11 protein-coding genes are annotated in these 14,330 nt (G+C 55.6%); 4 read left to right on the plus strand and 7 right to left on the minus strand.

All coding sequences use genetic code 11. The features are described 5' to 3' along the window. The first annotated feature begins 103 nt into the window (after positions 1–103). From H6F46_RS01070 to H6F46_RS01080, 3 genes are all read left to right on the plus strand, one after another. Positions 104–838, plus strand: coding sequence for an SDR family NAD(P)-dependent oxidoreductase (locus H6F46_RS01070; protein ID WP_190354822.1), 735 nt, complete (start codon positions 104–106; stop codon positions 836–838). A 245-nt stretch (positions 839–1,083) separates the two neighbouring features. Beyond that, a complete protein-coding gene (locus H6F46_RS01075; protein WP_190354823.1) occupies positions 1,084–2,256 on the plus strand; it encodes a metal ABC transporter substrate-binding protein in 1,173 nt (390 codons plus the stop codon). Between the two features lie 280 nt (positions 2,257–2,536). Next, the gene (locus tag H6F46_RS01080) at positions 2,537–3,253 is read left to right on the plus strand and encodes a TrkA family potassium uptake protein (protein WP_190354824.1); all 717 of its coding nucleotides are present in this window, start codon (positions 2,537–2,539) and stop codon (positions 3,251–3,253) included. Here the strand turns inward: H6F46_RS01080 and H6F46_RS01085 are convergent. From H6F46_RS01085 to dapF, 4 genes are all read right to left on the minus strand, one after another. Beyond that, the gene (locus H6F46_RS01085) at positions 3,210–4,859 is read right to left on the minus strand and encodes a sodium:proton antiporter (RefSeq protein WP_190354825.1); all 1,650 of its coding nucleotides are present in this window, start codon (positions 4,857–4,859) and stop codon (positions 3,210–3,212) included. The genes H6F46_RS01080 and H6F46_RS01085 overlap by 44 nt on opposite strands. Before the next feature lie 211 nt (positions 4,860–5,070). Further along, entirely contained in the window at positions 5,071–6,270 is a 1,200-nt protein-coding gene (locus H6F46_RS01090) for an aminotransferase class V-fold PLP-dependent enzyme (protein WP_190354826.1), read from the minus strand. Positions 6,271–6,481: 211 nt separating this feature from the next. Continuing rightward, entirely contained in the window at positions 6,482–7,675 is a 1,194-nt protein-coding gene (locus H6F46_RS01095) for a hypothetical protein (protein WP_099532708.1), read from the minus strand. 124 nt (positions 7,676–7,799) lie between these two features. Beyond that, the gene (dapF, locus tag H6F46_RS01100; protein ID WP_190354827.1) at positions 7,800–8,648 is read right to left on the minus strand and encodes a diaminopimelate epimerase; all 849 of its coding nucleotides are present in this window, start codon (positions 8,646–8,648) and stop codon (positions 7,800–7,802) included. Between the two features lie 12 nt (positions 8,649–8,660). Between dapF and H6F46_RS01105 the strand changes: the two genes are divergently transcribed. Next, positions 8,661–8,876 (plus strand): RNA-binding protein hfq, encoded by a 216-nt coding sequence (locus H6F46_RS01105; protein WP_099532706.1) that lies wholly within the window; start codon positions 8,661–8,663, stop codon positions 8,874–8,876. 168 nt (positions 8,877–9,044) lie between these two features. On the opposite strand, the gene H6F46_RS01110 is transcribed toward H6F46_RS01105, so the two are convergent. From H6F46_RS01110 to topA, 3 genes are all read right to left on the minus strand, one after another. Next, entirely contained in the window at positions 9,045–10,001 is a 957-nt protein-coding gene (locus tag H6F46_RS01110; protein WP_190354828.1) for an FTR1 family protein, read from the minus strand. A gap of 402 nt (positions 10,002–10,403) precedes the next feature. Beyond that, positions 10,404–11,231 (minus strand): M48 family metalloprotease, encoded by an 828-nt coding sequence (locus H6F46_RS01115; protein WP_099532704.1) that lies wholly within the window; start codon positions 11,229–11,231, stop codon positions 10,404–10,406. 209 nt (positions 11,232–11,440) lie between these two features. Then, positions 11,441–14,248 (minus strand): type I DNA topoisomerase, encoded by a 2,808-nt coding sequence (topA, locus tag H6F46_RS01120; RefSeq protein WP_190354829.1) that lies wholly within the window; start codon positions 14,246–14,248, stop codon positions 11,441–11,443. Positions 14,249–14,330: the final 82 nt, after the last annotated feature.

A 14,330-nucleotide genomic window follows, 5' to 3' on the forward strand; every position in this document is an offset into this window, starting at 1 on the left:
AGCAAGGGATGGCAGCTTTTTAGCCGATTCAACTGCTTTGGCCTCCAACGGCCGTGCTAGCTTAAGGATGTAACGGTTTGTAAAGAAAAGTAACAACCCGATCGTGCAAGACTGGCAAAGCAAGCTCAAAGGCAAAGTAATCGTCATTGTTGGCGGCACGGGGGGCATTGGCGCAACCCTGGCTCGCAAGCTGGCAGCGGCTGGAACCTCGTTGGTGTTGGCGGCTCGGGGAACGGAACAATTGGCGGCCCTCGCAGCGGAACTGCGGGGAACGGGAGCTACGGTGTTGGCGGTTCCCACGGATATTACCGATGCGGCTCAGGTGGCGAATCTATTCACCCAGGCGATCGCCCAATTTGGTCAGATTGATGGGCTGGTCAATGCGGCGGGCGCGGGAATTCTCAAACAGTTTAATAAGCTCACGGAAGCCGATCTGGATCAAATGTTGGCGGTGAATTTAAAGGGCAGTTTTCATACTTGCCAAGCCGCCATTGAGGTGATGAAAGATCGCAAGATGGGGCATATTTGCAACGTGATCGGTATTTTGGGCAAGCACTCTATGGCGATGGGTGCGGCCTATTGTGCTTCCAAGTTTGCGCTCACGGGCCTCAGCAAATGCATGGCCGATGAAGCCCGGCGCTACGGGATCAAGGTCACACTGTTCTATTTTGGGGGTATTGATTCACCCTTTTGGGACAACGTGAGCCTCAAGGTCGATCGCACCAAAATGCTGTCCACGGAAACGGCGGCCGATGCCATTTTGTTTGCTCTCAGTGCAGAACCGCAGGCAATTCCCATGGAAATCAATATTCAGCCGGAAAGCCATCTCTTTTTCTAGGCATCCGTGAATATTCATCCGTGAATATTCATCAGCCATTGAGAATAGCAATTTAGCGCCCCCATTCAAGGCAGTTGCTCAGGGAAAAAACTGCTGATTGATCGCCCCGCTTCGCCATTGACTCGCCTTGGCCGATTGCTCTATGCTTGTGATTGAGAATGATTCTCATTCTGGATAATCCTCTGAATCTGGGCGTGGGCCAACCAGAGGCATAACCGCAAGCTTAGGTGTGATTAATGGGTGGGATGACTCGAACCATGGCGGAACTGCGATCACGCAACTGGGGAGTCAGACGGATGCAACTGCCAGCGATCGCCCTTGGCCTGGCCCTGCTGGGAACGGGTTGCGGCACTGGATCCAACTCTGGGGCAACAGCCCCCAATGGCAACAGCACCCAAGCAGCCAACGCCACCAATTCCGATCGCCCCAAGGTGGTGGCCAGTGGCGGCGTGGTTTGCGACTTGGCCCAGCAAATTGCGGGCGAGACGATTGACCTCACCTGTTTGGTACAACCCGGCCGCGACCCCCACACCTACGAACCCACCCCCAGCGATCGCGCCGCGATCGAGTCTGCCAGCCTCGTGCTCTATGGCGGCTATGACTTTGAAGGGGGGTTAACCAAAACCCTCACCAGCGCCCCCACCCAGGGCCCCAAGGTGGCAATTTTTGAAAAGGCTGTTCCCAGTCCGCTGAAGATGGCCGCCCATGATCATGACCACGGCCACGACCACGGCCATGAAGATGACCATGACCACAAAACCGAAGCGGCCGCCAAGCCCGAGGAACATGATCACGACCATGATGCAGATCCAAAAACTGCCACTGGGGAAACGGCGGAATTAGTGGCGGATCCCCACGTGTGGCACAGCCCCCAAAATGGTCAAAAGCTAACGGCGATCGTGGCGGCCCAACTGAGCCAACTGATTCCCGCTCAAGCCGATCGCTATCAACAGGCCGCCCAGGCCCTGACCGGCGAACTGCAAGCACTCGATCGCTGGATTCAGACCCAAGTGGCCACCGTCCCGCCCGATCGACGGCGACTCATCACCACCCACGATGCCTTGCGTTACTATGCCCAAGCCTATGGATTTGAGGTGAAAGGGGCCCTCAGCGGTCTGAGCACCGAAGAGCGACCCACCCCCAGCAAGTTGGCGGAACTGGTGAAACTGGTCAAGGCGGCCAATGTGCCAGCCATTTTTGCAGAAGCTTCCACCAACCCCAAGACGATCGCCACCGTCGCTCGCGAGGCCGGCGTGCAGGTGGCCCCCAACCCGCTTTATATTGACGGGCCCGGCGCACCCGGCACGGCCGGATCCACCTATCAAACCATGCTGATTAGCAATACTTGCACGGTGGTGAATGCCTTGGGAGGCCAATGCGAACCCCAGACGGCTCCCCTGGGGAAATCTCGTTCTTGAAACCCCGTTCTTGAAATTCAAATCTCAAAATCTGGGTCTCAAGGTTTGGGTCTTAAAGTTGAGTTTCTAGAATTTAGTTCTTGAAATTAAGTTCTCGATTTTTGGCAATCGAAATTGAAATTTTGGAGCCATATTTTTCACCGCTTTTTGAGATTTAACTTTGCTCTAATCTTGGATTACGCTTCCTTGATGAATACATTCAATTCATCGGCTTAAGGAAGCAATTTCATCTCTGCGCTAACCTGAGATATCCAAGATTTGCGAGGCGAGTACAACAACCATGTACGTTCTCATTGGCGGCGCAGGAATGATGGGATTGCGGTTAGCCCAACAACTCCTAGAGCTGGGGCATACCGTTGCTGTGATTGACAAAGATCCCTTAGCCTGTCGATTTGCTCGCGAACAAATCGGGGTGATGGCCTTCGAGGGCAGCGCAGTCAGTACCGCAGTGCTCCTGGAAGCTGGGATCCGGCAGGCCAATGCGGTGGTAGCAGCCCTGAGGGATGATGCCTTGAATTTGGCGCTCATCACCTTATCCAAAAGCTACGGCATTGCTCATACTGTTGTTCGGATGCTCGATCGCGAGTTTCTGGATGCTTATCGTTTGGCCGGCGCTAGCCACATCATCAGCACCATTGATTTGGCAGTGGCCACGATGGCCAACGCGATCGAATACCCAGAAGTGGAATCCATGATGCACTTTGAACAGGGTCAGGTTGAAGTGCTCAAGCTGCCCGTTCCCAATGATTGTTATGTGGTCGATCGCACGGTGGCCCAGATTGCCCAAGATCCCGATTTTCCAACGGGATCGCTGATCATTGGTTATCAAAGTCATGCCTGTAGCAACCTAGAAATTCCCAATGGTCAAACAGTCTTGAAAGCTGGCTCCACCATTTTGGTTGTGACCCGGCCGGAACTCGTCCGGCCGATGATCAAATATCTTGGACTCACTGCTAGTCATCGTTCAGAGACTGAAGCTTCTGATCCAAATCTTTGATGTAGCGTTGCACCACATCTTCCGGAACAATTCGCTTGCGCAGGGCATCGTTAATTGCACCCTTTTCCGCAATAATTAACTGTCTTCGCACCACATCCAATTGGTTGGGATAATGCAGACCCAAATGGGCTTGGTGTTGGTTATAGACCTCCCTCAAAACCCGTTCTGATCCAGCGACTTTGGCTTGATAAGCAGCCCAAAGCTCCTCATAAGTTGCTTTTGGTAAAACGCCAGCCTTGAGTAGCTGGGCAAGTTCATCCTGCGCCGCCTTGGCCCCAATCAGTTGAATCTGTAATTGGCCAATTTCCTCGGATATGCCATTGCCTTGGCCGATGTTGAGCTGCTTGATCAGCCAAGGCAATGCCAGTCCCTGAATCACCAACGAAAACAGGACTGCCCCAAAAACCAGTTCAATAATGAATTCCCGGCCAACAAAACCCACAGGAATAGCGATCGCCAATGCCATGGACAGCGATCCTTTAATGTTGCCGAGCACTAGGACATGTTGCCAACGGAGGGGAATCGGGCGATCGAACCAGCGCAAGCCAGCCAGCAATGAATAAACAGAGATGATGCGTCCCAATTGATAGGCAATGATCACCAAAATAACGGCCGGGAGAATTTTCCAAAGGGTGAGGGGATTAATTTCAATGCCAATCAACAGAAAAATGAATGTATTAACACTGAAACCTGCATATTCCCAAAAGCTGAGCAGCGTGATCCGATAGGAGGCTGATGTGGCTTGGGGCAAACCCAAATTACCAAAAACCAAACCAGCAATCACGACGGCTACCGCACCGGAAACACCCAAAAACTGGCCCAGTTGAAACGTGCCTAAAGCCAATGCCACAGTTAGCAACAAACTGCTTAAGGGATCTTGCAGGCGATTAAAAATCGGCAAGCAAAGATAGCCTAAAACTGCGCCTAGGAATGCACCACCCAGGGAAACCAGTAGCATCTCTTTGATGCCTTGACTGACGGTAATGCTACCGGTGGAGTAAATGACCAACAGCAGATTGAAGGAAACTAAGGCGGCGGCATCGTTAAATAATGTTTCGCCTTCAACGATCGTTGAAAGCCGTGAAGGCACTCGCAATTCCTTAAAAACCGCGATCATGGAAACGGTGTCGGTATTAGCCAAAATTACACCGATCAACAGCGCATTAATCCAATCCAGCCCTAGGCTCAGTTTCACCAAAACAGCAATGATCCCTGAGGAGAGCAAGGAGCCAGGAATTGCGAGCAGGGCGATCGGTTTGAAGGTGCTGCGAAGACGACTAATATCCGTGTTGATTGCCGCTTCAAAGATCAGAATTGGCAGGAAAAGATTGAGCACCAGCGATGGATCCAGGCCAAGGCGCTGGGATAGCAAGTCGGTGATGGGTAGCCCCGCCAGCACCAAGCCGGTGACATAGGGAATTCTCAGCCGCTGCGTCACCAGGGCAACGGTGGTTGCCAGCAAGAGCAGGATAATGAGGATATTAATCAGTTCGGGAATGCTGCCGATCGCTAGACTGCTGACCGCTGCGTTGGAATTGTGAACTGAATTGCTGTTTGCTAGGGATTGTGGCCAGGAGGAAAGAGTCAGCAACCAATCATGCTTCATGCGGTTTTCTCCTAGATGAATGAGGAAGGTTAATGGCAAATTTACCCCGCTCTGATCTGGTTTGGAGGGGGGTAGGTATGGCCAGATTTCTGGCAAGCTGTTACGGTCGATCGCCCGGTTGATCGCCCGGTCGATCGCACAATTAAGCCGATCGCTCAATTAAAATGCCAGGCCGAACAGTTAGGTTAAATAGGTCAAAGTTAAGTCAAAGTTAGGCTGCTACGAGCGATCGAATCAGTTCCGCCAGTTGATCGACTTCCGCTTCTTGGGTGAAGTAATGAACACAGGCCCGCGCACAATCGGGATTAGGCAGGGTTCGGAGCAAGTATTTTTGTTTTTCCAGGGTGGCCACGAGCGATCGAGCGTTGTGGGAGCCGCTGACCTTGAAGGAAATGAGGCCGGTTGGCGGCGGGTATGGCAGCCAACATTCCACCTGGGGAATGGTTTGCAGATGTTGCCAAAGGCGGCCAGCAAGCTGCACGATTCGATCGTACCGTTGCTGGGGTGTGCCCCAACGGCGGTGCAAGTCCAGAGCCGATTGGAGACCTAGCCCAAGCGCATAGGCGGAGGTGGCCACTTCAAAGCGCTGACCGGTGGTTTTGTGACCCGTGGGGTTGCCCTGGCGATCAGCCGTGATGCCACGCCAGCCCACGAAGGTCGGCTCCAGGCTCGATCGGGGATTAACATACAATCCCCCCAACCCATCGGGCCCACAGCACCACTTGTGGCCCGTGAAGGCATAGAAATCAATCTCTAATTCCGACAGATTCAAGGGCAACAGGCCCACCGATTGAGCCGCATCAACCAGGATTTGCACAGAGGGCTGTTGCTGGCGGCAAGCGCGGGCAATGGCTTGCACATCGAGAATTTCGCCCGTATTCCAAAGGGCATGGCTCACCAGCACCAAGCGGGTTTGGGGATGCAGATGGGCCAAAATGGCCTCCACGATCGGTTGCTCAGGGACTCGATCGCGCAGGGGAAACTGATCGATCGTCACTCCCCAACGCTTGGCGATCGCCTGGGCGGCGGCCACCACCCCCGGATGCTCGGAATCGCTAATCAATAGCCGATCGCCCGATCGCCAAGGCAATCCCCAAAGGGCAATGTTGCAACCAGCCGTCACATTCTCAGTCAGGGCGATCGTTTCCGGACTCACCTGCAATTCCTGCGCAATGGTTTGGCGGGTGGCGGCCAGTTGCGCATCAACCCAATCGCCCACGGCGCTGCTGAAGGGGCCCAGTTGCTGCATCGTCTGCCAGGCTTGCACCATGGCTTCCAAGGATCCTTGGGGTAGTGGCCCTTGGCCGCCGTAGTTGAAATAGGTTTTGTTGTCTAGGGCGGGGAATTGGGAACGCACCTGATCAATGCTCCAGGGTTCTCCGTTCCTAGGTTCTTGGTTCGTTTGTGCCATATTCCTGTTGCCCGCAACCACCATGTTTCCAAACGCTCCTGCCAATAGGCTGCTAGTGGGTTTCAACTAAACCCTTATGCAGTCAGTCCCAAGGTTTTTACTTTGCTGTTTTTTGCGGTTTCTATTCCGCAGTTTCTATTCCGCAGTGTCTGTCTCGCAGCCGCTATCCCAATGTTTCGAGGTGGCGGGTATGAGCCAGGTTGCGTGAATCTTAGCCAGCAGCCCAGTCGCGATCGGTTGCCCGTCGTTTGGTGTCATTCAAAGACTGTTTGACCCGCTCCAAGACCCAACTGAAGGTTTCAAAAACCTGCCGGAGCGATTGTTCATCCCGCAGGGTTGAAAGGCTGAAGTTGGGGGCCCGGCGCTCCCGTGAGTCCGGCGGGAGGGCCAGGCCGATCGAGCTGAAGTGGCTGCGCAATTCCATCCATTCGTCATGGCGCGTGAAGGGATACCAAGAAGCGTAGGTGCTGGAATTGATTTCCAAGCCCCCATCAATCCCCACTTTGAACAGTTCATGGGACTCGCCCCGCCCAAAATCACACATGGCCACAAACCCGCCGTAGGTGTCGCCCGTGCGCCAGTAGACCTCCACATTGGGATGATCGCTGCACCACTCGTAAATGTGGTGTGCAATGGCGGCTTCGTCTTCCCCCTGGCGGGTGCTGAATTCTTGGAAGAAGCTGTCTTCGTCCCAACGCCGCCGATCGAGGGCGGGGGAAGCGCTCTTGGAGTCGGTCATGCGCCCAATTAATCGGGGCACGAGGGTGCGAAATCCTTCATCGCTCACGTATTGGCGCAGCTCGATCGCCTGCACCTCTGCCGGATCCATCTGGGCGTTCAAAAACTCCACCGTCCGCACCAGTTCCGGCGAGAGGGCATCGGAAACCACCACAATTCGGATCCGGCCCGCTTGCAGGTTAGTTTTCACCTGTTGCCAAAAACGCTCTTCTTCCTCGTCATGGCCCAGGAAGTCTTCCACCACTTGATCGGGATCCCGATCGTTGGCGCGGCAGTTGGCTTCAAATTGGGCCAGCATGGTTTCGATCGGCCAATATTGCGACAGGTTCGCAGCATATTCGATCGCCTGGCCAATCAGCTCTTGGGCCTGTTGACCGCCACCGCGTCCGTGGCTGCAAAATACTTCCACCACCGTGGGCACACCGCTGCGATCGAGAAAAATCCGATCCAGAGACCAGCGATCGGCCCGTTCGTCATCAAAAATCACCGTGTTCTGGCGAGTGATGGCCAACCAGTCCTGATCACGGTTAATGAGGCTGCGATCGCCAGCCAATAGGTTGGGGTAAGTTTCCAAGAGTTCCTGAAGAAGCGTCACCGACCCATAGGGCTGCTCCATCATCTCCACGAGTCGCCCATCATTGCGTACGAAGTAAATTCCGCTGCTCATGCCTATTGCTCTTCAGTTGCTGCCGTGAACTGGTGATCGCCGGGGGGCCATGGCGGCCCCCAATCCTTAGCACCGCTTGGGCGACGGACTCATTGGCGACGGATTAACTTGACCCGGGGCCGGATCACCAGCCCCTCCACACCCCGTTAAAAACCGCTTCTGCCGGCCCCGTCATGAGGATCCGATCGCTCACAGCATCCCAGGTGATCTGCAATGGGCCGCCGGGAAGCTCCACCGTAGCCACTCGATCACTGTGGCCACTTAACACGGCTGCTACCAGTGTTGCACAGGCCCCCGTTCCACAGGCCAACGTAATGCCCGCGCCGCGCTCCCAAACCCGCATTCGTAGATAGTCGCGCCGCACCACTTCCACAAATTCCACATTGGTTTTTTGGGGGAAGGCCGGATGGCATTCGATTTGCGGGCCAATGGCGGGCAGGTCGATCGCGCTCACATCCTCCACAAAGGTGACACAGTGGGGATTTCCCATGCTGACGGTGGTTACTGTCCAATCCTGACCAGCGGCCGTGAGCGATCGGGCCAGGGCCGTTTCGCCCGCTGTGCCCAAGGTGGTGGGAATCCGCTCGGCCGCCAAAATCGGCTGGCCCATGTCCACAGTCACCTGGCCATCGGACTGAATGGTGGGAATAATGGAACCCGCCAGCGTGTGGACTTTGTAGGTTTTTTCGGTGTTGTCCAGGCCTTCCAGGGCCGCTAAATATTTGGCAAAACAGCGAATGCCATTGCCGCACATTTCCGGTTCGGAACCATCGGAGTTAAAAATTCGCATGGTGTAATCGGCTCCCTGCTCGCCGGGCAGCACGAAGATCACACCGTCGGCCCCAATGCCAAAATGGCGATCGCACAGTTGCACGGCCTGCTCAGGCGAGAGAATTGGCTCTGCTCGATCGCGGTTATCCAGCAGAATAAAGTCATTCCCTAATCCGTGATACTTTGCAAACGCAAGTCCCATTGAGCACTCCCTATGGCTGAAGAATTTAATACTGGGCTGCCCAGCACCCGTCAAGTGCAGACAGCCATTAAGAATAAGCAAGAAGTGGAACTAAAGCTGCTGACCAATGACCTGATTGCAGGCAAGGTGAGGTGGCAGGACAGTGATTGCATCTGCATTGTTGACCATTACGACCAGCCTACAATCGTTTGGCGACACGCGATCGCCTATCTCAAGCCCAAGGCCTAGGGGCAACTCAACGGCTCATTCAGCGGCTGAACTGGCTGATCAGCGAACGATTGATTTTCCATGTCCCAGTCGTCGTAACAAGGGGCCTAAGCCCCTTGTCCTCCACGATCTGCCAAAGGTGGAATCAGGGTTTCAGGCGATTTGTTTCAGGCTATTTAACGACAGGCCCTAGCCTTGACCCGATTGGGCAGAAGACTGGGCCGGCGAAGCTCCGGCCGGGGCCGCAGGAGAGCGCTGGCCCCGCAAACTGCGGAAGTAAAGGGTTCCCACGCCGCCTAAGAAGAGGCCATACCCGATCGCCTGAGCCAGGTAGAGATGGTCACGGTAGCCAAAGAGGGTTTTGAGCAATACACCCGGCAACACCCGATCGCTCAAGGTCGCTGACCAATCCCAAACCAGGGGCCCCAGCAAGCAGGAATCGCCCCCCATAGCACAAAGGCCAGCCCAGGCAGGATGCAGTTGCCCCCAAAGCACCGTCGCCGCGTCCAGGTGCTTGAGCACGGAAATCACCAACGCGCCCACCACCAGCAGCAGAATTGTGCCCACCACTTGGAAAAATCGGCGCACGTCAATCTTGATGCCAAAGCGGAATAGCAGCAGCCCCATGATGGCGGCTCCGATTACACCCGCGATCGCCCCCACGGCGGCCCCGAGGCTTTCCTGAAACTGGGCGGCAATGAAAATAACCGTTTCCAGTCCCTCTTGCAGCACGGCGGCCGTGACCAAGCCAAAAATTTTCCAGGAGGCCCCCGCTTGCTCCCCGATCGCCCGCTGCACAGAGGATTGCACCTCTCCTTTCAGTTGTTTGGCCTGCTGAGTCATCCAAACCAACATCCAACTCAACAGACCAATGGCGATCGCCCCCAGAATTACTTTTAAGCCTTGAGTCCAAAAGGGGGCCCAAGGGGCAACCGATCGATCCAAGGCCCCGAAGACCCCAGCCAACCCAACGCCCACCAAAGCACTCAGGCACAACCCCGCCACAATCCCCCAAGCCACCGATCGGTTGAGGTGGGTTTGACCCGCTTGTTGCAAACAGGCCAACACCAAGCCAATGATCAAAACCGCTTCAAACCCCTCGCGCAGGGCGATCGAAAAGGTTGGCAACGCATCCACAAGGTTCATGGCGGGGAAACCCCAATAGCATTAATCGTTCAGCAATCGTTCGGCGCTCTTCTCCAAGCTAGCGAGGAATGGCGCGATTGGGCAAGACAAGAACAAGATCGGCCGGCTAATTAGTCGGATATGAATTGGTTGATTGCTGGGTTAATTGCTTGGCTGATTGCTGGGTTAATTACTTAACTGATTGCTTGCTGGATTGACTGAATAATAATCTCGAAAAGCATTCTTAAAAATATTCCCGCAAAATATTCCCGCAACATTCCCAGAAAGATACTCAAGCAACTTGCTCAAAAGTCTTCATCATCAGAATTGCACAAAAAATAGGCGATCGAACCGCTTTCACGACCCGATCGCCCCTCAAAGACAACGAGAAAAATCCCTAACGCAATGGACTAACCCAATTCTCTAGCGTCCTGCCAAACGGGCCAACGCAGCAATTCGGGACTCCGTGGAAGGATGGGTGGAAAACAAGTTGCGCAGCCAGTCTTTGGCGCTGGGGTTAATGATCAGCAAGGGCGAAAAGGCGGGATTACCCTCCAAACGGGTGGCATCAGCCATCGTTTCCAAGCGCTTCAGGGCCCGAGCCAAGGCCATCGGATCGCCCGTTAACTCTGCGGCTCCCGCATCGGCCGAAAACTCCCGCGTTCGGGAAATGCCCAGTTGAATCACCGTGGCAGCGATCGGGGCCAAAAGCATGGCCAACAACCCTGCAAGCGGATTGCCCCGATCGCGATCGCCCCCAAACCACATGGCCGCCTGCGCCAGGTAAGAAATCGCGCCCGCAATGGTGGCCGCCACCGCCTGAGTCAGGGTGTCGCGGTTGCGGATGTGGCTGAGTTCGTGGGCAATCACCGCCGCCAACTCATCTTCCGGCAGAATTTCCAGAATCCCTTCCGTCACAGCCACCGCCGCATGGTTGGGGTCACGACCGGTGGCAAAGGCATTAGCCATCGGGCTGGGGATGATGTGCAGGGTGGGCACGGGCATTCCCGCGCGATCGCACAGTTGCTCCAGCATGGCGTAAAGGTGGGGCGCTTGCGATCGATTCACGGGCTGGGCCCCATAGGCCGCCAGAGCGATTTTGTCCGAATAGAACCAGGATCCCAGGTTCATCACCGCTGCCAAAACCAGCCCCAGGAAGGCCCCGCGAGCACCTCCAAACAAAAGACCGCTGGCAAAAATCAGCAGGCCGCTCATGCTGGCGAGCAAAACCGTGGTTTTTAGTTGATTCATAGCACCAAACCGAAAGAAGAAATCGGCATCGGTGTTTGGAGTTTGGAAATCCGAAGACCGGCCGTTGCTTCAATTCTAGGAAGGATTTGGGGATGCGCACGCGGTGGGAATTGCCCCGCTGGAGGGTGGTTTTCCGCCATTTCCCCGATCGCCCCCAAAGTTCTAAGCCCAGAATCCTAAACCCAGAGTCCTAGGGGCTGAATTACGGTTTAGGAAGCCTTGCGGCGAGTGCTGCTCGATCGGGTCGATCGGGTGGTTTCGCCTTCTGGGGCCTTGTCCTCAGTGGTTTTGGCTTTGCGGGTGCGAGTGGTTTTGGGAGCTGCTTCTGAGGCCGCTTCTGCGTCTGCGGTTTTGGCCTTGGTGGTTTTGCTGGTGGTTTTACCCGTCGTCTTGCTAGCGGTCTTGCTAGTGGTTTTCGTGGTTTTACCCGTGGTTTTGCTCGCAGTCTTACGGGCAGTCTTTTTCTTGCTGCCCGCTTTGGCCGCCAACAATTCCAACGCCTCCGCCAAGGTCAGGCTCTCCACGGTTTGCCCTTCTGCCAAGCCCGCATTCACCTTGCCATGTTGGACATAGATGCCATAGGGCCCCTGATACAGGTTCACCGGTTCGTTATCGTCCGGGTGGGGGCCCAACTCGCGAAGCGGGGTTTTCTGTTTGCGGCTGCGGCTGGCCTTCGGTTGGGCCAATAGCTCCAGGGCCCGTTCCAGGGTGATGGTGGTGACATCATCATCGGCCTTGAGCGATCGGTAATCTTGGCCCCCGTCCTTGCCCATGTCGTGAACAATGTAGGGGCCAAAACGCCCAAGGCTGGCTTTGACGGGGCGGCTGGTCTCCGGGTGCTGCCCCAACAAGCGCGGCAAAGAGAGCAGACCCAAAGCCAGCTCAAGGGTCAGGTTTTCGGGGGTCACGCCTCGGGGCAAGGAGGTGCGTTTGGGTTTGGGATTTTCGTCAGTTACTTCGCCCAACTGCACGTAGGGCCCATAGGCTCCCGTCAGCACGTAGATGGATTCGCCGGTTTCGGGATGGTTGCCGATCGAGGCGGGGCCTTCGGTCTTTTGGCGAATCAGGGCGGCAATTTGCTCCGCGTCTAGATCAGCCGGGGTCAAATCCTTGGGCAGGGAGGCTTTGATCGTTGCGCCCTGGTCGTCCACGACCTCCACATAGGCTCCGTACCGCCCAATCCGAATATCGGCGTTCAAATCTTCCAAAACGATCGTGCGGGCTTCGGCCGGGTCGATCGCGCTTTCGCGCACCTTCACCTGAGTATCCAGCCCCCCATCGCCCAAGTAGAACTGACGCAGATAGGGCAGCCAAGAGGTTTTGCCCGTGGAAATTTCGTCCAGGGTGCGTTCCATTTGGGCCGTGAACCCAAAGTCCACCAGGTCAGGAAAATGATTTTCCAGAAGCCCCGTCACCGCAAAGGCCGTGAAGGTGGGAACCAGGGCATTGCCGAGCTGTTGGGCATAGCCCCGATCGACGATCGTACCGATGATGCTGGCGTAGGTACTGGGGCGGCCGATGCCTTCGTTTTCCAGCATTTTCACCAAGGCCGCTTCCGTGTAGCGGGCGGGGGGTTGGGTGTCGTGGCGTAGAGCCTCCAGGTCTTGGCAATTGACCCGATCGCCCTTGGTCAGGGGCGGCAACAGCACTTCCCGATCCTCGATCGCCGCATCGGGATCGTCTGACCCTTCCACATAGGCTCGGAAAAAGCCGGGAAAGTCAATCCGCTTGCCGCTGGCCCGAAACTCAGCGTTTTCCACCCGAATTTGGGCCGAAACGAAGGTTTGGCGCGCGTCGGCCATTTGGCAAGCCACCGTCCGTTTCCAGATCAAATCGTATAGTTGCAGTTCCCGTCCGCTGAGGCCCGTTTGTTGCGGTGTGCGGAACGTGCTGCCGGCCGGGCGGATTGCTTCGTGGGCTTCTTGGGCCCCCTTGGCCTTGGTGGCATATTGACGCGGTTGGGGACTCAGGTAATTTGCGCCGTAGAGTTCCGTCACGCAAGCACGGGCCGCCTCGATCGCCTGTTGAGACAGGTGTACCGAGTCGGTTCGCATATAGGTGATATAGCCCTGCTCGTAGAGACTTTGGGCCGTGCGCATGGTGTCCCGGGCCGAGAGCCGCAGTTTGCGGTTCGCCTCCTGTTGCAAGGTGGAGGTGGTGAAGGGAGGCGATGGCTTGCGGGTGTTGGGTCGCTCCTCAATGTCCGCCACCGTCCAATCGCCCGATCGCAGGCGATCGCGCAGGGTTTGGGCCTGCTCTTCGTTGAGCAAAACAACCTTTTTGCCCGCCGCAATTTGCCCGGTGGCTTCGTCAAAATCCGCCCCCGTGGCCAATTTTTTGCCGTCCAGGGCCACCAACTTGGCTTCAAAGGGGCGATCGTCCAAGCTGGTCAACGCCGCCTTCAAGTCCCAATAGGTTCCGGTTTTGAACGCTCGCCGGGCCCGTTCCCGAATCACCAGCATCCGCACCGCCACAGACTGCACCCGCCCTGCCGACAGGCCCGCCGCGATTTTTTTCCACAGCAAAGGCGACAGGGTGTAGCCCACCAAGCGATCGAGAATTCGGCGGGTTTCTTGGGCATGAACGAGGTTATCGTTCACCTGGCGACAGTTTTGAATGGCCGATCGAATAGCCTCTTCCGTAATTTCATGGAAGACCATTCGTTTCACGGGCACTTTCGGTTTCAAAACCTGCAATAAATGCCAGCTAATGCTTTCCCCTTCCCGGTCTTCGTCAGTGGCCAAGACCAATTCATCAGCCAGCTTCAAAGAGTCTTGTAACTCTTTAACGACCTTTTTTTTGTCCTTGGGAATGACGTAAAGGGGTTCAAAGTTCTTTTCAATGTTGACCCCTAATTGGGCCCACTGTTCGCCCTTAACCGCCGCCGGAATCTCACTTGCCGATTGGGGCAAGTCGCGAATATGACCCATCGAAGCCGTTACCTGATAGCCAGACGGCAGAAAGTTACGAATGGTCTTCGCTTTGGTCGGGGACTCGACAATAACAAGGGTTGTCATGGATGGCGGAGGGCTGACCCAGTATTCCTAATATATAGATAGATCGAAACTTGGATAGATGACAGTGCGATCGCGGTCACAG

Source organism: Limnothrix sp. FACHB-1083, assembly GCF_014696485.1.
Taxonomy (GTDB): domain Bacteria; phylum Cyanobacteriota; class Cyanobacteriia; order CACIAM-69d; family CACIAM-69d; genus CACIAM-69d.